Consider the following 24,270-nt stretch of genomic DNA (forward strand, 5'->3'; position numbering starts at 1 on the left):
TTTTACTGTTTTTGGTTTTTCAAACCGTTTTTAAAAATGAATGTAAAAGAATTTTCGTTTTCATGTGTTTCACTGTTTAATTATCAAGGTTCCTGTCATTTGACAGCTCCGATATTTTATCATATCGTTTTTAGCTTGTCAAGTACTTTTTTAAAAAGTTTTTTGCCGTCTTTCGGCATCTCTGCTCTTTTGCGACAGCCAGACTAGATTATCACATCTGTATCTTTCTGTCAAGAACTTTTCTAACTTTTTTCAGTCTTTTTCGACTGTTTCGTTGTCGTTTTGTGACAGCTGATTTATAATATCACATCAAACTATATTTGTCAACAACTTTTTTTCACAGCTTAACAGCTGTAACGGAGAAAGAGGGATTTGAACCCTCGCGCCGCTATTAACGACCTACTCCCTTTCCAGGGGAGCCCCTTCAGCCTCTTGGGTATTTCTCCTTAGCCTGAGCTTTCAGTTATTTAACCGAAGCGGAGAGAGTGGGATTCGAACCCACGCGCCCTTGCGGACAAACGGTTTTCAAGACCGCCTCGTTATGACCACTTCGATATCTCTCCGAATACGCTGTGTCAGCGACAGGTAGTATATTAACATGCTTTGACAGTATATGTCAAGACTTTTTATAAATTTTTTCCAAATTTTTTTCAGCTATTAAAATATCCTCTGGCGTTGTTATTTTTATGTTTTCGTATGCACCTTCTACCACATATACATCCACATTTTTATACTTTTCCACCACCATAGCATCGTCTGTTATATCACACATAATTTCTTTTCTTGCTAAATCATGAGCTTCCTTAATTAACTGATAAGAAAATGCCTGCGGAGTTTGAACAGACCATACACTGCTTCTTCTGGGTGTACTGGTAACTATTCCTCTGTCATCCACTATTTTAACTGTGTCTTTCGGAGGTACCGCCGCTATACATGCATTATAAGCCAGAACGCCTTCCTTTGTCCGCTTAATAATTTCCTCCGTGACAAAAGGTCTCGCCCCATCATGTATAAACACATAATCTGTATCTGCAGAACACGCAGTTAATCCCGCATAAACGGAGTCATAGCGTTCTTTTCCACCTTCTACAATATTTCTTACCTTTGTAAAGCCATACAAATCTACAATCTCATTCTTGCAATAATCAATGCTATCTTTTCCCGTAACAATGATAATTTCATCTATTTCATCGTTTTTCTGAAAACAAGCAAGGCTATAATACAGCAAAGGTCTGCCCTGCAAAATCAAAAATTGCTTCTGAACCTTACTTTTCATTCGCTTTCCTTGTCCTGCTGCCAGAACAATTGCCGTACACTTCATACCTGCACCCTCCTTATCTTTCTCCCAATTTTAAATTTGGAACTGCATTCAAATCCCATCCGTGGCGAGTACCTTTTAAATATTCATAATACGCTGCCACGCCAATCATCGCCGCATTATCTGTACAGAAAATAGGCGATGGATGATAAAACTTAATTCTATTCTCCTTACAAGCCTCTTCCATGGCACTTCGCAAAGTCTGGTTTGATGCCACGCCGCCGGCAATGGCAAGCTTATCTATCCCATAATCTTTTGCGGCCGCAATCGCATGCTCTACCAGCACCTCCACTACGCATCGCTGAAAAGAAGCTGCAATATCTGCTTCTACAATAGGTTCTCCCTGCATTTTACATTTATTAATATGATTTAAAACAGCAGATTTTACTCCACTGAAGCTAAAATCATAAGGTGCATCTTCGATTTTTGCTTTTGGAAAGTCCATGGCATAAGCATTGCCTTCTTTTGAAAGCTTATCAATTTTCGGCCCTCCCGGATATCCCAGACCAATAGCACGAGCTACTTTGTCAAAAGCCTCTCCTGCTGCATCATCTCTGGTTCTTCCCAAGATTTCAAATTCTCCATAATCCTTTACAATTACCAGATGTGTATGACCGCCTGATACAACAAGGCATAAAAACGGAGGTTCTAACTCTAAATTTTCTATATAATTAGCAGAAATGTGTCCTTCAATATGATGAACCCCCACCAACGGAATATCTTTTGCAAAGCTGATTGCCTTTGCTTCAGCCACTCCTACTAAAAGCGCCCCTACCAATCCCGGTCCGTAAGTAACTCCTATGGCATCTAAATCATCCAGTGTAACATCTGCCTCCTTTAAAGCTTCCTCAATTACCTGATTGATTTTCTCAATATGCTTTCTGGATGCGATTTCCGGAACAACGCCTCCATATAATTTGTGTAAATCTATTTGGGAAGAAATAACATTCGACAAAACAGTACGTCCGTTTTTCACTACAGATGCAGCTGTTTCATCACAGGAACTTTCTATTGCCAAAATCAATACATCTTCCTTATTCATGGGTTCTCTCCTTATTCTTCAAACATCAGCTCCACAGACTGTCTGTCTCTGGCAGCAATTGTATTTGGAAATATATCTGCTGCTTCCTTTACCGCTTCTTCCGGTCTTACCAGAGAAGGGCTATAATGTGTCAGCCACATTTCCGCCACCTGGGCTTCCTTTGCCAACTGTGCAGCTTCTTTAAATGTCATGTGTTTATACGCCTTTGCCTTATCGTCCTTGTCCTGTTCTCCATACATGCCTTCACAAATAAACAAGTCCGAACCTGCTGCATGGTCTGAAATCGCCTTTACCGGTCTGGTATCTGTAGTATAGGTAAGTTTAATTCCCTTTCTGGGCGCTCCTAAAACCATATCCGGTGTATAAGTATTCCCTTCACATACCACCGTTTCACCTTTTTGAAGGGAATTCCAGCATTTCAAAGGAATGTTTTGTTCCTTTGCCCTCTGGGCATCAAATTTCCCTGCCCTTTTAATCTCCAGTGTATAGCCGTAGCAGGTCACATTATGATTTACACGAAAAGCAGTGATATGATAACCATTCAGCTCATAAGTTTCCTCCGGTTGTGTAAGCTCAATACACTGAATTTCAAAAGGAAGCTCCGGTGCAATGACACGAAGAGCAGAAACCACACGAACCAGCCCCTTGGGTCCAATCAAAGTAAGCGGTTCTGTTCTTTCTGCATTCCCCATAGTAAGCAAAAGTCCCGGCAAACCGCTGATATGGTCTGCATGATAGTGGGTAAAGCAAATAACATCAATAGGTTTAAAACTCCATCCTTTTTCCTTTACTGCCACCTGCGTTCCTTCTCCACAGTCAATCATCAGGTTACTTCCATTATATCTCGTCATTAAAGATGTCAATTTTCTTCTGGGCAGAGGCATCATTCCCCCCGTTCCTAATAAGCATACATCTAACATCTCATTATCCTCATTTCTATCTGTTATAGCATTTCTTATCATAGCACAGTTTTTTTCACGCTACAACATTTCATTTTCCATTTCCTTCTCTACCGGAATTTGAAAACCTGCAATCCATTTATCATAACAGCTTTCACATAAATCAAAAGTATGCTTTTCTCCGTCTTTTTCCGAGAAATATCCCCAGAAGGCTGTCACAGGCAGAACCCCTTCCATAATCACACCATCTTTTACATTCATTTTTTTTCCACAACAATTACAGTACACTTCAACAACCTGATTTCCCTTTTTTTCTTCGTATTTTCTCATTTCTTCCTCCTGCTTGTGGAATAATTTTTCGACTACGCTGTTTATTATACATGAAGGCCGTTTCAAAACCCAGTGGGAAATCACTCTAAATCTAGAAAAAGATAGCACTTCTGCTATCTTTTACACATTACAACTCCATTTTCCACCGGTTCTTCATAAAAATTTTTTCTTACACTCAAAACAGAAAAGCCGCAGGACTCATACAGTCTACGGGCATTCTGATTGCTTTCACGCACTTCTAAAAAATATGAGCTTACCCCTTTTATCCTGCCTAAAATTTCCAGTTTTTCTAACAATGCTCTGCCGATTTTTTGCCCCTGGTATTCTTTTTTTACAGAGACATTTGTAATTTCCCCTTCATCAAGCACCATCCACATTCCAATATATCCAGCCATCGCCTTATCCACATACGCCACAAGATACAAAGCTTTTTCGTCCTTTACGGCACCCAGAAAATCTGCTTCTTTCCATGGTTTTGAAAAATTTTCTGCCTCTATCTGGGCTGCTGCTGCTACATCTGACTCCTGCATTTCTCTAATTTCAAGCATTTTCCGTCTTTGCCAGGCGTTCTGCCCGTTCCCTTTCTGCCTGAGATACCCGCAGATAATCCGGCTGATGTTCCACGGCAGTCTGAATTTTTCCCTGCTTAAAATAAATACCAGCCAACGCTCCCACTGCTCCTGCCCGTTGACGATTTAAATGTGCAGGTGCAAAACTGTATTCAACTTTACAATTTTCTCTAATTGTTTCTTTAAAAACAGGAACTCCATCACCTAAAAAGATAACTTTCTTTCCAATTCCATTTAACACCTCTAAAAGTTCGTGAATAGACAATGCATCCTGCTCTTTTACAATAACAAGCTCATGATTTTGAAATTTATAAATACCTGTATATACCTGATTTCTTCTTGCATCCATAATTGGACACACAACAGTATCTTCTCCTGTATCATAGAGATTATATGCCAGTGCGTCTACTGTCGGCACTGCAATCAAAGGTTTGTCAAGAGCCAGCCCCAGCCCCTTCGCTGTGGCAGAACCAATGCGAAGCCCTGTAAATGAACCAGGACCTGCTGCCACTGCAATGGCATCAATGCTGTTTAAATCAAGCTGAATGTTATTTTTTATTTCATTCAGCATAGGAAGCAACGTCTGTGAATGTGTTTTTTTATAATTCATCGTATATTCTGCTACAAGGGTATCATCTTCCATCACCGCAACAGATGCTACCAGCCCGGAACTGTCTAATGCCAATATTTTCATATAAGATACTCCTTTCTATATCTGTAATTCCAATCCCTCAATTATAATTTTTCGATAATCAAAACCTTTTTCCAAATCCTTTTCAATCGTAATGGAAATAATATCAGAAGGTAAAATCTCCTCAATCAGCTCTGCCCATTCAATCAGGCACACACCTTGTCCAAAAAAATAATCATCATACCCTATTTCTTCCATTTCTTCTATATCACCGATGCGGTACACATCAAAGTGGTAAAAAGGAAGTCTTCCTTCTTCATATTCCTGAATAATGGTAAATGTCGGACTGTTTACCGGTTCTGTAATTCCAAGTCCTCTGGCTACCCCCTGAGTAAATACAGTCTTCCCCACTCCCAAATCTCCGTTTAATGTATAAATTTGCCCAGGAAGCGCCTGTTGTCCTATTCTTTCTCCCAGACAAAATGTCTCTTTTGCATTATATGTTTCTATTATCATAGATTGTCCTCTTTATCTTTACTTACTATCAGTTCAGTACATTAGTATAGCACACAAAATTCCAGCTTGCACCTTTTATTTTTTCCGTTTATAATCAAATAAACTACTGAAAAATAAAGGAGATTTTTATTATGGCAAATCCAATCGTAACCATTACAATGGCAAACGGCGATGTTATGAAAGCAGAATTATATCCTGAAATCGCCCCAAATACAGTAAATAACTTCATCAGCCTTATCAATGATGGCTTTTATGATGGTTTAATTTTCCACAGAGTTATCCGCGGCTTTATGATTCAGGGCGGCTGTCCAAACGGTACAGGCATGGGTGGCCCAGGTTATAGCATTAAGGGTGAATTCTCTCAGAACCATTTTGAAAACAATCTGGCACATACACCTGGTGTTCTCTCTATGGCACGTGCAATGCATCCTAATTCCGCAGGAAGCCAGTTCTTTATTATGCACGAAACATCTCCACACTTAGATGGTGCTTATGCTGCATTTGGAAAAATCACAGAAGGAATGGACGTTGTAAATAAAATTGCTGAAACACGTACAGATTACAGCGATCGTCCTTTAGAGGAACAGAGAATTCAAACTATGACAGTGGAAACTTTTGGTGTAGAATATCCTGCTCCTGAAAAGTGCTAATCCCTTTCTAATCATCAAACAGAAGGTATTCTCCTTCTGAAACTGCAAAATACAGTTCTTTCAGGTCTGTGACAGTGGCTCTCGCATTAGTAGCTTCTGTCACAGCCTTTTTTATTTCATCAACTCTGTTTGCAGGTATAAGAACCTGCATCTTTACAGACTCCTCATACTGAGAATTCATAATCGGAATTTCCTTTTGTGCGAACAGATATTGAAGTTTCCCTACTCCATTATAATCTGTCCCCACCTCTGTAAGTATGCCGTGACATTTCGTGATAATTCTGCTTTGTGCCAGCCCTTCCTGTACAGATTTGGAATAAGCCCTTACAAGCCCGCCTGTTCCAAGAAGTGTTCCTCCAAAATATCTCGTTACCACAACGGCTGTATTGTAGAGTTCTTCTCCCAAAAGCACATCAAGCATTGGCTTTCCTGCTGTTCCCTGTGGTTCCCCATCATCACTGCAGCGCATAATCTCTCTTCTTTCCCCAATGACATACGCGGAGCAATTGTGGGTTGCATCCCAATACTTCTTTTTCATTTCTTCTATAAACTTTACAGCTTCTTCTTCTGTCTTCACAAGACGGACCGTAGCGATAAATCTGGATTTTTTTTCTATTAGTTCTCCCTGTCCGCCTTCGTAGATTGTCCTGTATTGCTCTAACATATTATTCCTCATTTCTTTTTTCTTTCCTGCTATTTTAGCATATTTTCCCTGAAATTGGGAATATTTATGACTAAAAAAGCGGAAATCTTACGTGCCGGTTCAAAGTTTCTTGAATTAGGTTCTGTCATTTGATATAATGTACGGGAAAAGGAGGCAAACTACATGAATTTTGGAAAACGCGCCACGAATAAGAAACGCAATGCCCTTACTTCCCGCTCTTCCATGATGGGAAAGAAAGCACATGTTTCTTTTCTACGTATTATTTTCATCTCTCTGATGGCAATTTTGATTATCGGAGGCTGCATGGGTATAGGTGCTTTTAAAGGTCTGATTGATAACGCACCTGATATTTCAGAAGTAAATATTGTCCCCGTTGGCGAAGCTACCTTTGTTTATGATGCTAATGGCAATCAGTTGCAAAAACTGACTGCTCCCAATTCCAATCGTATGCCTGTAAGCATTGAACAAATTCCTCTGGACTTGCAGCATGCTGTGGTAGCTATTGAAGATGAACGTTTCTATGAACATAATGGTATTGATATAAAAGGTATCCTGCGTGCCGGTGTTAAAGGTATTTTAAACGGCGGAAACTTCACTGAAGGTGCCAGTACCATTACACAGCAGTTATTAAAGAACAACGTTTTTACAGGCTGGACAAATGAGTCTGTTGTACAGCGTTTTAAACGTAAGTTTCAGGAACAGTACCTTGCCATTCAGTTAGAAAAGCAGATAAAGGATAAAAACATTATCCTTGAAAATTACTTGAATACAATTAACTTAGGAAATGGTAACTTCGGTGTACAGGCTGCTGCACAGGACTATTTTGGTAAAAATGTCAGTGACTTAACACTTTCTGAATGTACGGTAATTGCCGGCATCAGCCAGAACCCTACAAAGTTTAACCCTGTTATTAACCCTGACAAAAATGCCCTGCGCCGAAAAGATGTTTTAGACCACATGCTGGAACAGGAATATATTACCAAAGAACAGTATGACGAATGTCTGGCTGATAACGTGTATGACAGAATTAAAACCGTTGACCAGCAGCAGGAGCAGGAAACCCAGACTTACAGTTACTTTATTGACGAATTAACAGAACAAGTTGTAAAAGATTTACAGGAACAGCGCGGATTTACAGAAGCGCAGGCTTATAATGCTCTTTACAGTGGCGGACTTCGCATTTACACCACACAGGATCCTGCAATTCAGCTTATTTGTGATGAAGAATACGGAAATCCGGGGAACTTCCCTTCCGGTACTCAGGTAACCTTAGATTATCGCCTGACTGTAAAACATCCAAATGGAGAACAGGAAAATTACAGCAAAGAAATGCTTCAGGAATATTTCATTCAGAATGAAGATAAAGATTTCACATTATTGTTTGACAGTCCTGAAAGTGCTCAGGCTCATGTAGATACTTATAAGGCATCTATTCTGGCAGACGGAAGTGAAGTAATCAGCGAAAATATGTATTTAACTCCCCAGCCTCAGTCATCTATTTGTATTATTGACCAGCACACAGGCTATGTAAAAGCAATTGTAGGCGGACGAGGAGAGAAATCCTCCAGCCTTTCTTTAAATCGTGCAACCAATACTTTACGTCAGCCCGGTTCTACATTTAAACCATTAGCTACTTATGCTGCTGCTTTAAATGAAGGCGGCATGACATTATCTACTACGTTTAAGGATGAACCTTTTAAATACGACAGTGGACAGCCATTATACAACTATGACCGTCAATATCACGGAACTGTAACCATGCGTACTGCAATCATTAAATCTTACAACATTCCTGCTGCAAAAGCCATGGTAGAAATCACACCAGAAGTCGGCGTATCTTACCTGAAAAAATTCGGTTTTACTTCCATTCTGGATACACTGACAGAACTTCCGCAGGGAAGCGGAAACTTCTACACAGATGTGAACGTTGCAACCTCTATCGGTGGTATTACAAAAGGTGTAAGTAATCTGGAACTGACAGCTGCCTATGCCGCTATTGCAAACAATGGAACTTATATTAAACCGGTATTTTATACAAAGATTTTAGACTCTGACGGCAATGTTGTCATTGACAATACTCCTGAGGAAACAAAAGTAATCAAGCCAAGTACTGCATATCTTCTTACTTCTGCAATGGAAGATGTTGTAAAAAGAGGAACCGGTACTCGTTTACAGTTAAAAAATATGCCGGTAGCAGGAAAGACCGGTACAACAGATAACTACAAAGATTTGTGGTTCTGTGGATATACTCCGTATTATACCTGCTCTGTATGGGCCGGATATGACAATAACATTGTTCTCCCAAAAGGACAGGCAAGAACTTATCAGCAAACTTTGTGGCAGAAAATCATGCAGCGTATTCACAACGAGCTGCCGGAAACAGACTTTAAAATTCCTTCCACAGTGGAAAAGAAATCTATTTGTAAGGACACAGGATTATTAGCAAGTTCCTCTTGCGATGCTGTAACGGAATATTATGATACGGAAACACTCCCTAAGAAATATTGTTCCGGCCATGCCAAAGCAAAAGAGGAAGAAGAGGAGGATACAGAAGAAAAACCTCCTAAACCAGATAATTCTGTAGATGTTCCGGAAGAAACCACTCCGGAAACTCCTACTACTCCGGAAACTCCTACTACTCCGGAAACTCCTGCCACTCCGGAAACCCCTACCACTCCGGAAAAACCGACTACTCCAGAAAAGCCGACTGTTCCGGAAACTCCTACCACTCCAGAGGAGGAAAATGATTAAAGACCAAAAAAGGCATTTGTTCAGTTTTTTTATGAACAAATGCCTTTTTATTTTATTTTTATCTACTTAAAATCAATTTTGCTGCTCCGTAAATACCGGCGTCATTGCCAAGTGTTGCCAGTTTAATCGGTGTTTTTTTACATACCGGAAATGCATGTCTTTCGTAATGCCGCTGTACACATTCTACAAGTACATCTCCGGCCTTTGATACACCGCCTCCAATAACAATAACATCCGGATCTGTGACACATGCAAAAATTGCAAGAGCATGACCTAAGTAAGTTGAAAACTTTTCAACGATTTCTCCGGCCAGTTCATCTTTCTCTTTATATGCATCAAACACATCTTTTGCTGTTACCTTTTCTCTGTTTCTTAGAAGAGACTCTTTATCTGATTTTTCCAATGCCTCTCTTGCCAGCTTTGCAATACCTGTAGCAGAAGCATATTGTTCCAGACATCCTTTATTTCCACAATTACATGCGACTGTTTCTTCAGGATTTACTAATGCATGTCCAATTTCTCCACCGGCGCCATGTGCTCCTGTCACAATTTTCTCATTGACAATAATTCCGCCGCCTACACCTGTTCCCAAAGTTGCTAAAATCAAGTTTCTGGCACCTTTTCCGCCGCCTTTCCACATTTCACCAAGGGCAGCCACATTTGCATCATTTCCGGCCTTTACAGGCATTCCTGTTAATTCTCCTAACTCTTTTTCAATATTTTTTCTGCCCCAATGAAGATTGACTGCACATGCAATTTCTCCGTTTTCTTCAATCGGTCCCGGCAGTCCAATACCGATGCCCTCTACTTCTGCCTTATTAATCTGTTTTTCTTTCAGTTTCGCATCAATTCCATCTGCAATATCAGGAAGAATTCTCTCCCCTCCATTCTCTGTGTTTGTTTTAACTTCCCACTTATCTAAAATTGTTCCATCATTTAAAAACAGCGCACACTTAATTGTTGTTCCTCCTACGTCAATTCCAAAGCAATATTTACTCATTACTCTTCTCCATTCCCTCGTTTTTTTGTCATATTTTCCTGCACTCTTCTATATAATTCCTGAGCTGCATTATAACCCATTTTCTTTTGTCTGTGATTAACTGCCGCCGACTCTACAATAACAGCCAGATTACGTCCGGGGCGAATTGGCAGAGAATGGCACACAATTTTATTTCCTAAAAACTCTGTATATTCCTCTTCCATGCCAAGACGGTCGTATTCCTTATCCTTGTTCCATTCCTCTAATTTAATAACCAAATCAATGGACTGAGTATCTTTTACACTCTCTACACCAAATAAAGTCTTAACATCAATAATTCCAATTCCCCGAAGTTCAATAAAATGGCGGGTAATATCAGGTGCAGAACCAACCAGTGTAACGTCACTGACACGGCGTAATTCTACTACATCATCACTGACCAGACGATGTCCTCTCTTAATAAGCTCTAAGGCAGCCTCACTCTTTCCGATACCACTTTCACCTGTAATCAGAACACCTTCACCATAAACATCCACTAAAACTCCATGAATGGAAATACATGGCGCAAGCTGTACATTCAGCCAACGGATAATCTCTGCCATAAACACAGAAGTTGTATTGTGCGTTACCAACACCGGTACATCATATTTCTTTGCAAGACTTAACATATCTTCATCAGGCTCTGTCATGGTAGTAAATACCACACATGGAATTTTGCTGGAGACAAATCTCTCGAAAGCTACGATTTTTTCTTCTCTGCTCAAATGAAGCAGATAGGTATATTCTACATACCCGATAATCTGTACTCTCTCATTTTCGAAATGCTCTAAATACCCTGTCAACTGCAATGCAGGACGGTTAATTTCCGGTGTATTAATCATTTTCTTTGAAATGTCAACTTCCGGTGTTTTATTGTACAGATTTAATTCCTGTACCATTTTCTTCAATTCTACACCATTCATGTTCCCTTCTCCTTCTATTCTGTCTTAAACTTCTTCTTTTATTTTATCATATCTATTTTTACATGACAAGCCAACTGCCCGACCTTTATCGCTCCTTTTTATGAAAAAAGTCATAGACTTGTCTGGCTGCTCTCTCGTTCATAGACTCTATATTAGAAAGAGTTTCCACAGATGCTTCTCTAATCCCTTCCAGACCTTTAAAGTGCTTCATAAGCGCCTTTCTTCTTGTTTCCCCAATTCCCGGAATATCATCTAAAACAGAATGAACCTGTCCTTTACTTCTCAAGGAGCGGTGATATTCAATGGCAAATCGGTGGGCTTCATCCTGTATTCTGGTAATCAGTTTAAAACCTTCGCTGTCTCTGCTGATAGGGATTTCCTGATTATTATAATATAAGCCTCTTGTACGGTGCTTATCATCCTTTACCATTCCGCAGACAGGTATACTAAGATGCAGTTTATCCAACACTTCCAATGCAATATTCACCTGACCTCTTCCCCCATCCATAAGGATTAAGTCCGGAAATCGGGTAAAACTTCCGAATTCATCTTCCAACTGCTGCTGCCTTCTCTCTTCCCGTTCATCCATCCCATGAATAAATCGACGTGTAAGTACTTCTTCCATACTGGCATAATCATTAGGTCCCTGTACACTTTTAATCTTAAACTTTCGATAATCACTGCGTTTAGGCTTTCCTTTCTCATACACCACCATAGAGCCCACCGACTGAAAGCCACTGATATTAGAAATATCATAAGCTTCCATCCTCTGAACACCTGATAATCCTAACAGCTCCTCAATTTCCTTCACCGCCCCTATTGTTCTTCCTTCTTCCCTTTTTATCCGCTCTTTATCCTGCCTTAAAACGAGTTTTGCATTGTGATATGCCATTTCTACCAGCTTTTCTTTTGTGCCCTTTTTCGGCACAGAAATACGCACTTTCTTCCCTTTTCTGCTCTCCAGCCATTTGGCAATCAGCTCTTGATCTTCTACTTCTTCCTGGAGCATGATTTCCTTTGGTATAAAAGGAGTTCCCGCATAAAACTGTTTCAAAAAGCTGGATAAAATCCCTTTTCTGTTTTCTCCCGGCGCTGATTTCATGTAAAAGTGGTCTCTTCCAATAAGCTTTCCATCCCTTACAAAAAATACCTGTACCACTGCATCTGCATCTTCCATTGCCGCCGCAATAATATCTTTATCTTCTCCCGGATGATCTGTAATTTTCTGTCTTTCCCCTATTTTTTTCACACTCTGAATTAAATCTCTATATTGCGCAGCATCCTCGAATTCCATTTTTTCAGATGCTTCATACATTTTCTCTTCCAACTGTGTAAGGATCTTCTTATGGTTTCCATTTAGAAAGTCAAGAAGCTCCTCTACCTGTGCTCTGTAGGCAGACTCGGTAATATATCCCTGACAAGGAGCATCGCACTGCTTAATATGGTAGTAAAGACAAGGCCGTTCTTTTCCTATATCTCTCGGCAGATTACGGCTGCATGTTCTCAAATGATAAAGCTTACGTGTAAGCTCAATAACATCTTTTACGGCTCCTGCACTAGTATATGGTCCAAAGTATTTAGACTTATCCTTTTTCATGCTTCTGGCTGTCATAATTCGAGGAAATGCCTCTCCTGCAGTCACCTTAATAAAAGGATAATTCTTATCATCTTTTAACATCGTGTTATACTTGGGGCAATGCTCCTTAATTAAATTGGACTCTAAAACCAGCGCTTCTAATTCTGAGTCTGTCACAATATATTCAAAACGGGCAATCTGTTCCACCATCTGTTCTTTTTTAATTCCCAGATTTCTGCTTTTCTGAAAATACTGTCTGACTCTGTTTTTTAAACTAATCGCCTTCCCTACATAAATAATGGCATCCTGTTTGTCATGCATAATATAGACCCCGGGAAGGGAGGGTAATTTTTTCAATTCTTCCTCAATATGAAACATTCTGCTATCCTTTCAGAATAATAAATGGAGCTGCCGGATAAGGTTTAAAGCGACAACTCCATTTCTATTTACTCATTTATTTCTGTTTCTGCAACGGTTACTTCTTCTGTAGGCTCCTTTATTCCTTTTATTTCATGGAAAATTTTCATAAATTCCTTACCTGTAATTGTTTCCTTCTGGATAAGAAATTCTGCAATTTTATCAAGAGCTTCTCGATTTTCACTTAAAAGTTTTTTTGCCTCATCGTATGATTTCTTCAAAAGTTTCATAACTTCATGGTCAATTTCTGTAGCTGTAGAGTCACCGCAGTTAAGCATTGTTCTGCCATCCAGATACTGATTTTGGCTCTCTGCAAGTCCCATTAAACCAAATCGATCTGACATACCATACTGAGTAATCATAGCTCTGGCAACCTTTGTAGCCTGTTCAATATCATTTGCAGCGCCGGTGGTAACTGTATCAAACACAATCTCCTCTGCTGCACGCCCGCCTAAGTATCCTACTAACATTGCTTCCAGTTCTTTTTTCGTATTCAAGAATTTTTCTTCTTCCGGAACATGCATAACATATCCCAAAGCTCCCATCGTTCTGGGAACAATGGTAATCTTCTGCACCGGTTCAGAGTCTTTCTGTAATGCACTTACCAGAGCATGTCCCACTTCATGATAAGAAACAATCTTTCTCTCTTCTTTACTTAAAATTCTGTCTTTCTTTTCCTTACCTACCAGAACAACCTCTACGGCCTCTAATAAGTCTTTCTGAGATACAGCCTGTCTTCCGTTCTTTACTGCTAAAATTGCCGCTTCGTTGACCATATTTGCCAGGTCAGACCCAACAGCTCCTGAAGTTGCCAGAGCAATTCCCTCTAAATCTACTGTTTCATCTAAAGATACATTCTTTGCATGCACTTTCAGGATACTAATTCTTCCTTTTAAATCCGGACGATCTACAATCACTCGTCTGTCAAAACGTCCCGGTCTTAAAAGCGCCGGATCTAAAACTTCCGGTCTGTTCGTTGCAGCTAAAATTAAAAGTCCTTTAGAAGTATCAAATCCATCCATTTCAGCAAGAAGCTGATTTAATGTCTGTTCACGTTCATCATTACCGCCATATCTGGAGTCTCTGCTCTTTCCAATGGCATCCACTTCATCAATGAAAATAATACACGGTGCATTTTTCTTTGCTTCCTCAAACAAATCACGTACTCGTGATGCACCTACACCAACAAACATTTCCACAAAGTCAGAACCGGATAATGAAAAGAAAGGTACATGGGCTTCTCCTGCAACTGCTTTTGCCAGAAGTGTCTTACCTGTACCCGGAGGTCCTACAAGCAATGCACCTTTTGGAAGTTTTGCACCAATAGCTGTATATTTTCCCGGATTATGAAGAAAATCAACAACTTCCTGTAAAGACTCTTTTGCCTCATCCTGTCCTGCCACATCTTTAAATGTAATTCCTGTTTCCTTCTGTACATAGGCTTTGGCTTTACTCTTTCCTACGCCGCCCATCATACCGCCATTTTTATTCATACGGCGGAACAGCATATTCAGCAGGAAAAACATCAAAACAATCGGTACAATAAGACTAATCAGACTGAACAGAATTTCCATAACTACATTAGGTTTTTCTGTATAATAATCATTGACACCTGCTCGTTCCAATCGCTTTACCAAATCTGTTTTGTCTTCTGAAAGAACTGTATAGACTTCTTTTTTTGCACCCATACGTTTTTGCTCTTTCAAAGTAACTCTTAAAGTTTCTCCTTTAATCTGTACCTCCTGAACTTTACCCTGGTCCAGTAAATCCACAAATTCACTGTATTTGATTTCACTGGAACCACCCTGCATGGCCATCGTCAGAAGATTTACACAAAACATACTTACCATAATGCAAATTAAAAGCACCAGTAAGGGTTGTTTATTCTTAGGCCCGTTATTATTATTATTTTGAGGACCCTGATTTTGATTTTGTTCCATTTTTATCCTCCTCATACTATCTCTTCTATTATAAAGATTACCGTACTATAAATCAACATTTAGATTGTGAAAAAGCGAACACATTTATTAAACTTTTGTAAATTTATGTTGAATATACACAAAATAAAACATTTTTCCTTTTACCACTGGAATTCTCCCTTGCTTTTGTAGTATACTATCGCAGTGGTTTAAAAAATTTATAGAAAAGGGGCATGAATATGAAAATAGGATTTGATAATGACAAGTACTTATCAATGCAATCAGAACACATTAAAGAACGTATCAGCAAGTTTGATAACAAGCTGTATCTGGAGTTTGGCGGTAAACTCTTTGATGACTATCACGCCTCCAGAGTTTTACCCGGATTTGCCCCAGACAGCAAACTTAGAATGTTAATGCAGCTTTCTGAGCATGCTGAAATCGTAATTGTTATCAGTGCCGGAGACATTGAAAAAAATAAAGTAAGAGGCGACTTAGGAATTACTTATGATCTGGATGTAATTCGTCTTATTGACGCCTTTAAAGAGAGAGGATTTTTTGTCGGCAGCGTAGTTATTACACAATACTCCGGACAAAACAGTGCAAATATCTTCAAATCAAAATTGGAAAATTTAGGAATTAAGGTCTATATTCATTATCCAATTGAAGGTTATCCAAGTAATATTCCTCTCATTGTAAGCGATGAAGGTTATGGAAAAAATGACTATATTGAAACCTCCCGTCCTTTAGTTATCATTACTGCACCGGGACCCGGAAGTGGAAAAATGGCTACTTGCCTGTCCCAGCTTTATCATGAACATAAACGCGGTATTCATGCCGGGTATGCTAAGTTTGAAACTTTCCCTATCTGGAATATCCCATTAAAGCACCCGGTTAATCTGGCTTATGAAGCGGCTACAGCAGACTTAAATGATGTCAACATGATTGACCCATTCCATCTGGAAGCTTATGGCGAAACAACTGTAAACTATAATCGTGACGTAGAGATTTTCCCTGTGTTAAGCGCAATCTTTGAACGTATCTTCGGAAAATGCCCATACCAGTCTCCTACAGATATGGGTGTCAACATGGTTGGGAACTGTATTATTGACGATGAAGTGTGTCGTGAAGCTTCCAAACAGGAAATTATCCGCAGATATTATCAGGCGCTGGAAAGACGTCTGGAAGGGGAAAACAACGATGAAGAAGTCTTTAAATTAGAGCTGTTAATGAAGCAGGCCGGCATCTCCACAGAAGACAGAAAAGTAACAACTGCTGCCCTTAACTGTGCCAAAGAAACAGGCGCACCTGCTGTTGCCCTTGAACTGGAAGACGGAAAAATCATTACAGGAAAAACTTCTGATTTATTAGGAGCTTCTGCTGCCCTGATGTTAAATACCTTAAAAGAACTGGCAGATATTCCTCATAAAGAACATGTCATTTCTCCTGCAGCGATCGAGCCAATCCAGAAACTGAAAACAGAATATCTGGGAAGTCAAAACCCTCGCCTGCATACAGACGAAGTATTAATCGCACTTTCCAGTACCGCAGCTACCAGCGACCTTGCAAAATTAGCATTGGCACAGCTGCCTAAATTAAAAGGCTGTCAGGTACATTCCTCTGTAATGCTTTCTGCAGTAGACAAAAAAGTATTCAAAAAACTGGGTGTTCAACTTACTTGTGAAGCAGTTTATGAACACAAGAAATTATACTAGGTAAAAAAGTGGTATAACGTACGTATAAGGAAGTCCCCTGTATTTCACGCTCAGTCTGCGTTCCCTTTGAGCCTATGGTCTCAAAGCGTACTCGACAAATTCGCTAAAATTCAGGGGACTTTCATATACTGTGCTACACTTGTTTTAAGTATAAATCGAGAAATGTAGTATTTTTATGTACGAAAGGAATTGATTTTTCAGAGAAAAAGAGGAAAGCGTTTGCCTAATATAACTACGGCAAGCTCTTTCCTTTTATCTTGTTTTTTTACTTTATTTTATTCTTCGTATCCGTTTGGATTGTTTGACTGCCATCTCCAGGAGTCTTCGCACATTTCTTTAATGCCGAATTCTGCTTTCCAACCCAGTTCTTCTTCTGCTTTCTTTGCGCTGGAATAGCAGGTAGCAATATCACCTGCACGGCGTGGTTTGATTACATAAGGCACTTTTACACCAGTAGCTTCTTCGAAGTTTTTTACGATATCCAGAACACTGTATCCTACACCTGTTCCCAGATTGTAAATTTTAAGTCCTGCTTTTTCTTCGATTTTCTTTAAAGCTTTTACATGGCCTTTTGCAAGGTCTACAACATGGATGTAATCTCTTACGCCTGTACCGTCATGTGTATCGTAGTCATTTCCAAATACACCCAGTTCTTTTAATTTTCCTACTGCAACCTGTGTAATATATGGCATCAGGTTGTTTGGAATACCATTTGGATTTTCTCCGATTGTTCCGCTCTTATGTGCTCCGATTGGGTTGAAGTATCTTAAAAGAACAATGTTCCATTCTGGATCTGCTTTCTGGATATCAGATAAAATCTGTTCCAGCATAGATTTTGTCCAGCCATAAGGATTTGTACACTGTCCTTTTGGACATTCCTCAGTGATTGGAATAATTGCAGGATCTCCATATACAGTAGCGGAAGATGAGAAAATAATATTCTTTACATTATGTTTTCTCATAACATCTACTAAAGTAAGCGTACCGGCAATATTGTTTTCATAATATTCCCATGGTTTTGCCACTGACTCTCCTACTGCCTTTAATCCAGCAAAGTGAATACAAGAGTCAATATCTTCTTTTTCAAAGATTTCATTTAACGCATCTCTGTCTAAAATATCTGCCTTATAAAATTTAACAGGTTTTCCTGTGATTTTTTCTACTCTTTCCAGAGATTTTTCACTGGAGTTTGAAAGATTGTCTACGACTACTACATCATAACCTGCGCCCTGAAGTTCTACTACTGTATGGCTGCCGATATATCCGGCACCGCCTGTTACTAATATTGCCATTTTTATTCCTCCTTTGAGAAAAGCACTATTTTTTATGTTCCAAAACACTTTTTATGTTTGTTTATACTCTACCACTTTCTTCCTGAAAATTCAAGTAAAGCTTAGCGATATTTATTCACAATTCCATTCATCTGTTCCAACTTTTCTTCCATATCTTTTACCAGTTTAAACTGTGTACGACAACGATCCAGATTATGACCTTCTCTATGTACTTTAAAATAATGGTCACCTTCTAAATAATCAGTAAGGAAACGCATACCACATTCATAAGTCATTGTCATCGCACCGATTGGAAGCATATCCAATTCTTCCTTTGTAAGACTTCCGTTACATCCTTCAATAAAGCCCTTTGTATATAACTCAAACAGTTCCATGCTGCAAGATACTTTTGATAAGTCTCTTTCATCCTCTTCTCCTGTACTTGCGCCGAAACGAATAGAGTCACCAAAATCATTTACTGCAAGTCCCGGCATAACTGTATCTAAATCAATCACACAGATTGCTTTACGTGTTTCATCATCGATCATAATGTTATTTAATTTTGTATCATTATGTGTTACACGGAGAGGAATTTTTTTCTCAGCCTGCATATCACATAAAATATGTGCAAGCTTTTCTCTTTCTAATACAAAATTAATTTCTTCCTGAACATCTTTTGCTCTGCCGCAAGCATCTTCTTCCACTGCTTTTTTAAATTTAGCAAAACGGTCTACTGTATTGTGGAAGTTCACAATTGTCTCATGAAGAGTTTCTGCCGGATAATCTGCAAGAAGTCCCTGAAAATGTCCAAATGCAACAGCGCTCTGATAAAAATCTTCTTTATTCTGAACTAAATCGTAAGTAGTTGCTCCCTCAATAAACAGGTATGCTCTCCAGTAATCTCCTTCTTCATCTACATAGAATGCATTTCCTTCTTTTGTAGGAACAATATTTAAAGTTTCTCTTTCTGTGTCTCCACCATTCTCCTGAATTTTCTTACGCAGCCAGGAAGTAACTCCCACTACGTTTTCCATTAACTCTTCTGGATTTAAGAAAATATTCTTATTCATTCTCTGTAAAATATATCTTCTTGTTGTTCCATTGTCGTCACAAGTAACACGGAAAGTATCATTAATATGTCCGCTTCCGTAAGGAATACATTCTACACAAGTTCCCTGAAACTGAAAGCTCTCGATTGTTGCTGTTTTTACCTCTGCCATTTTTATTTTTCCTCCCACAGTTTTTCAGGATATAATCCACTGTCTTTTAAACTCTGAATTGCCGCTACTACTACCGGTTTATCTTCTTTATAAGTTACACCATACCATTTATCAAGAGATTTTAACACCTGAACAGTCGCTTTTCCTTCGTTTAATAATTCATCTACTACAAATGGCAGGAAATATTCACATTTTAATGGATTTTTCTCCAGATTTTCATCTAAGAATTTTGAAAAACGTGCTTTCAGTTCTGCCAGAATACTTGGTGTAAATCCCCACATATTCATAGATACTGTACTTCCCTCCGGAATAACAGTCCATGTCTGTCCGTCATCTTCTGTATATGCAGTACCATTTTCTCTTTTTTCAATATGTGTTCTTTCATTAATTTTCTGAAGATATCCATTTTCATCTGTTACACAGACACCTCTTGCAACATGTCCGTTTTCTGTCAATGTATTTTCTACTACATATCCAACCATTGTATAACGATATTTATCATCATCTTCATGTGTTGTCAGATAGTCATAAATCATTTTAAATGCGTGGCTTCCATAGTAATCATCTGCGTTAATAACTGCAAATGGAGCATCAATTGATCCAAGACAACTTAAAATTGCATGACCTGTTCCCCATGGTTTCACACGTTCTGCAGGAACTTCATATCCTTCCGGAATATTCTGTAAATCCTGAAATACATATTCTACATCAATAACTTTACTTAAACGATCACCGATTGCAGCTTTAAAATCTGCCTCATTTTCTTTTTTAATAATAAAGATTACTTTTCCAAATCCCGCTTTTACTGCATCATAGATAGAAAAGTCCATAATGATATGTCCCTGTGCATCTACCGGATCAATCTGTTTTAATCCGCCGTAACGACTTCCCATACCTGCTGCCATAACTACTAATACTGGTTTTTTCATAGTAATTTCTCCTTTTCCTATTAAAATATTTTCCTGATTTCTTTATTCTTATTTTAGCAAAAACTCTTTTAAATTCCTTTGCACAAACTGATTTCTTTTTGTCATTTTTATGTAAAAAGGCGTTGCATCTTTCTAATAATGCAACGCCGCTTTTTCTTTATTTATATTTCTTATTATAAAGAAATAATAATACCAACAGACCAACTAACCCAACTAATTCCATAGCCAGACCTGTAAGACTGATATTCTTCTGCCCCACAATAATCAAACCGAGGCAAACAATAAAAACAATACTTTTTATAATAATCTTTACTGCATTATTCATTACTATTTCCTCCTATCCTTTCAGACCGCCGAGAGTCATACCCTCCGTTAAACGTTTCTGTACTGCAATATACAGAATTAATGTAGGAAGCATAACAATTACAAGACCTGCATACATGATACCATAGTTTGTAGCTGTTTTTTCTACTGCCATCAGGTTTTTAAGTCCCATAGATACTGTATCATTTCCATCCATCAATGTGTATGCGATGATATATTCATTCCAGAAAGAAAGGAAGTTAAACAAAATAACAGTAATAATACTTGGTTTTGCCATTGGGATCATAATCTTTGTCATTGTTTTAAAATAACCACATCCGTCAATATACGCCGCTTCCTCAAATCCCTTTGGAAGAGTTTTAAAGTAACCGCTTAACAGATAAATTGTAAACGGAAGACTGGTCGCCGCATAAATCAATGCCAAAAGAAAACGATTATTTAAGAAAAACTCAACACCCAAAGCCTTATTCGCATCTGTTAACATCAAGAAGATTGGAACTACAATATAGTTTACATTGATGAACAGACCGGCCATACAAGCCATATTTAAAATAGCTTTACATTTAAAATTAAATCTTGCCAATACATAAGATGCCGGAAGAGCAATTAAAAGTAAAAGGCAAAGAGATAATGCTGTTACAATTACTGAGTTCAAAAAGAACTCGCCCATTCTCGCGTCCACAAATGCCTGTGTAAAATTCTCCCAACGTGGATTGGATGGAAGAGCCCATGGGTTAATATCTGCACCAATGAATTCTGCGTTTCTCTTTACACTGGCCATGAACACCCAGCCAACCGGCACAACAATAGAAATTGCCAGAGCAAAAAGCGCGATATAGATAATTAATTTATACAAAAACTTACTTATACTGTGTGATTGTTTCATTTCTTTTCGCTCTCCTTTCTAAAATTCTAATGCTTCTCTGTCTGTAATTTTATTTACAACTGCTGCTAAAGCAAATGAGAAGATAAATACAACTACACCGATTGCCATACCATATCCATATACACCTGCGCCATAAGCCTGTTTGTACATATAGTTCAATGCAACCTCTGTTTTTCCGTTTGGTCCGCCATCAGTCATAATCTGAACAAACAGGAAGCTTAAGTTAATCGTACTGATAATATAGAAAGTTAATGTAGTACGAATATTATTCCAAATAAGAGGCAGAGTTACTGTGAAGAATGTATGTATTTCTGAAGAACCATCAAGAGATGCTGCTTCGTATAGATCTTCCGGAATTGCTGCCATACTGGCCATATACATAACCATATAATAACCAATTGCCTGCCATACTAAGGCAAAAATCACTGAATAAATAACAATTTTAGGCTCACCCATCCACTGATGTACCAGCCCGTCTAAATGAATTGCTTCTAAAAATGTATTTAACAAACCTGTACTTGGATTGTAAATAGCACCGAAAATACCTGCTATAACTACGATACTTAAAATATTAGGAATATAAAAAATAACTCGGAATATATTTTTTCCTCTGAAATTACCTCTGGATAACAAAGCTGCAAAAAGGACCGCCAATACAATCGTGCAAATCATAACCAGTACAATAACCAGAATTGTATTCTGCATTGCCTCTAAAAATGTCTTATCTTGCATTAATTTCGCAAAGTTTTCAAATCCGACAAATTCTCTTTTATTTGTAATTCCTCCCATGCGATATAAAGACATATTAAATACTTTTACCGTAGGAACAAAAATAAATATTAACATCAAAAGAACCGCCGGTGCCAGACAGGCAAACACAAAACGCCCCTGAGATTTTTTCCTGTTCATGGTTTTCCTCCTTTTCTTTTAAAAACGGTGAGTTTTAACAACTCACCGTTTTAATATCCATGCTTAAATTTGTGCTTACTTTAAAGCGCCTGCACATTTTTCCCATGTCTCTGTTAACTGTTTCTGCCAATCTTCAACTGTCATATCACCTGTATTTACAGAGTCTGCTGGTCCGTAAACTGCGTCTTTCATGTTCAGACCTTCGATTGGTTCTGTAGCAACCCATCCACCTGTAACAGTAACGATGTTCTCTGCTGTTGATGCTTCATAGCAGTCTTTTGTTGTACCTTCTGGTAATTTTTCAGCAGCGCCTTTTACTGGTGCTACAATTGGTGCTGGAGCTGTTTTTCCTGTTTCTTTATCTGTTGTCTGGTTGTTTAATAAGATATCAACAACTGTATCAGAGTACATAAATTTGATAAATTCTTTTGCTAAATCCATATTTTCAGCCTCTGCCGGGATCCACATCTGCTCTGTAAATGTATACATAGCCTGAGTTTCGTCACCTTCCCACTTAGGAGCAGGCATCATACCCCATCTGAAATCTTCTGGTGTAGAAGCAGCCATTTCACCGATTACCCAGTTACCATTTGGCATAAATAATGCTTTGTTATCAATAACGTTCTGCTGGTTGATTTTGAAACCACCATCAGCATTTGCATTTGCTACTGTATCTTTTTCTGTATAATCAGCAGATACCAGTTTTCCTAATGTATCAAGAACTTTTTTACCTTCTTCAGATGTCCAAGTGTCTTTGTCATATTTGATTGCTTTCTGGTAGAATTCTGTTCCGCCGGCCTGTGCTAACATGCTGTAGATTGTTGCATCTAAGTAACCGGACTGTGGATATGTAAATAAAGCAATTCCATCAGCTTTAGCCTGATCACCTAAAGCAAAGAATTCTTCCCATGTTGTTGGAAGATCATATTTTTTGTTGTCGCCTTCAAACAGATTTTTGTTATACCAAAATCCTGTTGGTGTATAGAAGATAGGTGCAAGATAAATTTTGCCATCAGCGAATGGCTGTGCATCTGTACCATCTGTGATACCATCTAATAATCTGCCTTTTAATTCTTCGTCAGCGAATACATCTGAAATATCAGCAATTGCGCCTTCTTTTAACATTGTTTCTGTAAATCCGCTCTTCTGTCCTAAGTTGTAGTATACTACATCAGGGAATTCACCTTTCTGAATAGATTTTGTTAAATCCTTGTCCAATTCAGAAGAAAGTTCTAATTCTACTTCAACACCTTTTTCTTCTTCAAAAGCTGCTTCAATATCTTTCCAGATCTGTTCTCCGTTACCGCCTTTGAAAGCTGCTACTTTAAGAACTTCTTTTCCTTCAGATTTTCCTTCTTCTTTACCTGTTTCTTCTTTTTTGTCTGTTGTTGCTTCTTCGTTACCGTTTCCACAAGCAGCAAGTCCAGATAAAGCCATTGTTGAAACAAGAGACATAGCCACAAGTTTCTTTACCATCTTCATTTTCATTACTGTTTCCTCCCTAACTTTGTAGATGATAAACATCTTTTTGATTTTTATACATCACATTATAACACATTTTTCAATTTTGTATTTGTATTATTTATTTCATAATTTGCACAATCCGTTTACTTTATGGTGATTTTGCTCAAAATCTATCTGTTTTTCTTGTCATTTTATGTCTTTCCTCTATTTCTTTCTAAATAACAGCCATTTTATATTCGTCACCTTAACCAACACCTTCTGGTGATTTTGTGAATTATCTTGTATTTTTCAGAGAATTCTCGTATAGTTATAAATAATTTGAATGAATG

The 24,270-nt window shown here is 38.5% G+C and carries 22 protein-coding genes and 2 tRNA genes; 3 read left to right on the top strand and 21 right to left on the bottom strand.

Annotated elements, in window-relative coordinates:
- Window positions 1–357 precede the first annotated feature (357 nt).
- The 9 genes from BQ7352_RS00570 to tsaE all read right to left on the bottom strand — a co-directional run bounded on the left by BQ7352_RS00570 (window position 358) and on the right by tsaE (window position 5,305).
- A tRNA-Ser gene (locus tag BQ7352_RS00570) sits at window positions 358–446 on the bottom strand.
- A 31-nt stretch (window positions 447–477) separates the two neighbouring features.
- A tRNA-Ser gene (locus BQ7352_RS00575) sits at window positions 478–563 on the bottom strand.
- A 53-nt stretch (window positions 564–616) separates the two neighbouring features.
- Window positions 617–1,321 (bottom strand): 2-C-methyl-D-erythritol 4-phosphate cytidylyltransferase, encoded by a 705-nt coding sequence (ispD, locus tag BQ7352_RS00580; RefSeq protein WP_072446008.1) that lies wholly within the window; start codon window positions 1,319–1,321, stop codon window positions 617–619.
- A gap of 13 nt (window positions 1,322–1,334) precedes the next feature.
- Window positions 1,335–2,360 carry a tRNA (adenosine(37)-N6)-threonylcarbamoyltransferase complex transferase subunit TsaD gene (gene tsaD / locus BQ7352_RS00585; RefSeq protein WP_072446010.1) on the bottom strand — a complete coding sequence of 342 codons (1,026 nt, stop codon included), beginning with the start codon at window positions 2,358–2,360 and terminating at the stop codon, window positions 1,335–1,337.
- Between the two features lie 11 nt (window positions 2,361–2,371).
- Window positions 2,372–3,280, bottom strand: coding sequence for a ribonuclease Z (locus BQ7352_RS00590; RefSeq protein WP_072446012.1), 909 nt, complete (start codon window positions 3,278–3,280; stop codon window positions 2,372–2,374).
- 60 nt (window positions 3,281–3,340) lie between these two features.
- Entirely contained in the window at window positions 3,341–3,589 is a 249-nt protein-coding gene (locus tag BQ7352_RS00595) for a hypothetical protein (protein WP_072446014.1), read from the bottom strand.
- A 113-nt stretch (window positions 3,590–3,702) separates the two neighbouring features.
- Window positions 3,703–4,137, bottom strand: coding sequence for a ribosomal protein S18-alanine N-acetyltransferase (gene rimI, locus BQ7352_RS00600; protein WP_072446016.1), 435 nt, complete (start codon window positions 4,135–4,137; stop codon window positions 3,703–3,705).
- Window positions 4,130–4,852, bottom strand: coding sequence for a tRNA (adenosine(37)-N6)-threonylcarbamoyltransferase complex dimerization subunit type 1 TsaB (gene tsaB, locus BQ7352_RS00605; protein ID WP_072446019.1), 723 nt, complete (start codon window positions 4,850–4,852; stop codon window positions 4,130–4,132). Before tsaB ends, rimI begins: the two co-directional genes overlap by 8 nt.
- A 15-nt stretch (window positions 4,853–4,867) precedes the next feature.
- Window positions 4,868–5,305 (bottom strand): tRNA (adenosine(37)-N6)-threonylcarbamoyltransferase complex ATPase subunit type 1 TsaE, encoded by a 438-nt coding sequence (gene tsaE, locus BQ7352_RS00610; RefSeq protein WP_072446021.1) that lies wholly within the window; start codon window positions 5,303–5,305, stop codon window positions 4,868–4,870.
- Window positions 5,306–5,436: 131 nt separating this feature from the next.
- Here tsaE and BQ7352_RS00615 point away from each other — a divergent pair, with 131 nt between their 5' ends.
- Window positions 5,437–5,955, top strand: a complete 519-nt coding sequence (locus tag BQ7352_RS00615) for a peptidylprolyl isomerase (protein ID WP_072446023.1) — start codon at window positions 5,437–5,439, stop codon at window positions 5,953–5,955.
- Between the two features lie 7 nt (window positions 5,956–5,962).
- Here the strand turns inward: BQ7352_RS00615 and BQ7352_RS00620 are convergent, their stop codons facing one another.
- Window positions 5,963–6,619 (bottom strand): YigZ family protein, encoded by a 657-nt coding sequence (locus tag BQ7352_RS00620; RefSeq protein WP_072446025.1) that lies wholly within the window; start codon window positions 6,617–6,619, stop codon window positions 5,963–5,965.
- Between the two features lie 162 nt (window positions 6,620–6,781).
- Between BQ7352_RS00620 and BQ7352_RS00625 the strand changes: the two genes are divergently transcribed.
- Window positions 6,782–9,370, top strand: a complete 2,589-nt coding sequence (locus BQ7352_RS00625) for a transglycosylase domain-containing protein (RefSeq protein WP_072446027.1) — start codon at window positions 6,782–6,784, stop codon at window positions 9,368–9,370.
- 58 nt (window positions 9,371–9,428) lie between these two features.
- On the opposite strand, the gene BQ7352_RS00630 is transcribed toward BQ7352_RS00625, so the two are convergent.
- The 4 genes from BQ7352_RS00630 to ftsH all read right to left on the bottom strand — a co-directional run bounded on the left by BQ7352_RS00630 (window position 9,429) and on the right by ftsH (window position 15,244).
- Window positions 9,429–10,370, bottom strand: a complete 942-nt coding sequence (locus BQ7352_RS00630) for an ROK family glucokinase (protein ID WP_072446029.1) — start codon at window positions 10,368–10,370, stop codon at window positions 9,429–9,431.
- Complete coding sequence (gene hprK / locus BQ7352_RS00635) at window positions 10,370–11,311, bottom strand: HPr(Ser) kinase/phosphatase (RefSeq protein ID WP_072446031.1); 942 nt, start codon at window positions 11,309–11,311, stop codon at window positions 10,370–10,372. Before hprK ends, BQ7352_RS00630 begins: the two co-directional genes overlap by 1 nt.
- 85 nt (window positions 11,312–11,396) lie before the next feature.
- Window positions 11,397–13,265 (bottom strand): excinuclease ABC subunit UvrC, encoded by a 1,869-nt coding sequence (uvrC, locus tag BQ7352_RS00640; RefSeq protein ID WP_072446033.1) that lies wholly within the window; start codon window positions 13,263–13,265, stop codon window positions 11,397–11,399.
- Between the two features lie 68 nt (window positions 13,266–13,333).
- On the bottom strand, window positions 13,334–15,244 hold the full coding sequence (ftsH, locus tag BQ7352_RS00645) for an ATP-dependent zinc metalloprotease FtsH (RefSeq protein WP_072446035.1): 1,911 nt from the start codon (window positions 15,242–15,244) through the stop codon (window positions 13,334–13,336).
- 218 nt (window positions 15,245–15,462) lie between these two features.
- Here ftsH and BQ7352_RS00650 point away from each other — a divergent pair, with 218 nt between their 5' ends.
- The gene (locus BQ7352_RS00650) at window positions 15,463–16,938 is read left to right on the top strand and encodes a DUF1846 domain-containing protein (protein ID WP_072446037.1); all 1,476 of its coding nucleotides are present in this window, start codon (window positions 15,463–15,465) and stop codon (window positions 16,936–16,938) included.
- Between the two features lie 275 nt (window positions 16,939–17,213).
- On the opposite strand, the gene galE is transcribed toward BQ7352_RS00650, so the two are convergent.
- From galE to BQ7352_RS00680, 7 genes are all read right to left on the bottom strand, one after another.
- Window positions 17,214–18,230, bottom strand: a complete 1,017-nt coding sequence (gene galE, locus BQ7352_RS00655; RefSeq protein ID WP_072446039.1) for a UDP-glucose 4-epimerase GalE — start codon at window positions 18,228–18,230, stop codon at window positions 17,214–17,216.
- Window positions 18,231–18,331: 101 nt separating this feature from the next.
- Complete coding sequence (locus BQ7352_RS00660) at window positions 18,332–19,429, bottom strand: phosphotransferase enzyme family protein (protein WP_072446041.1); 1,098 nt, start codon at window positions 19,427–19,429, stop codon at window positions 18,332–18,334.
- 2 nt (window positions 19,430–19,431) lie between these two features.
- On the bottom strand, window positions 19,432–20,358 hold the full coding sequence (locus BQ7352_RS00665) for a nucleotidyltransferase family protein (RefSeq protein ID WP_072446043.1): 927 nt from the start codon (window positions 20,356–20,358) through the stop codon (window positions 19,432–19,434).
- Window positions 20,359–20,515: 157 nt separating this feature from the next.
- The gene (locus BQ7352_RS14580) at window positions 20,516–20,683 is read right to left on the bottom strand and encodes a DUF6903 family protein (RefSeq protein ID WP_200791350.1); all 168 of its coding nucleotides are present in this window, start codon (window positions 20,681–20,683) and stop codon (window positions 20,516–20,518) included.
- 12 nt (window positions 20,684–20,695) lie between these two features.
- Window positions 20,696–21,568 carry a carbohydrate ABC transporter permease gene (locus BQ7352_RS00670; protein ID WP_072446045.1) on the bottom strand — a complete coding sequence of 291 codons (873 nt, stop codon included), beginning with the start codon at window positions 21,566–21,568 and terminating at the stop codon, window positions 20,696–20,698.
- A gap of 18 nt (window positions 21,569–21,586) precedes the next feature.
- The gene (locus BQ7352_RS00675; protein WP_072446047.1) at window positions 21,587–22,477 is read right to left on the bottom strand and encodes a carbohydrate ABC transporter permease; all 891 of its coding nucleotides are present in this window, start codon (window positions 22,475–22,477) and stop codon (window positions 21,587–21,589) included.
- A 75-nt stretch (window positions 22,478–22,552) separates the two neighbouring features.
- Window positions 22,553–23,959, bottom strand: coding sequence for a carbohydrate ABC transporter substrate-binding protein (locus BQ7352_RS00680; protein ID WP_442855664.1), 1,407 nt, complete (start codon window positions 23,957–23,959; stop codon window positions 22,553–22,555).
- Window positions 23,960–24,270 lie beyond the last annotated feature (311 nt).

It is taken from the genome of Blautia sp. Marseille-P3201T (assembly GCF_900120295.1).
Taxonomy (GTDB): domain Bacteria; phylum Bacillota; class Clostridia; order Lachnospirales; family Lachnospiraceae; genus Blautia.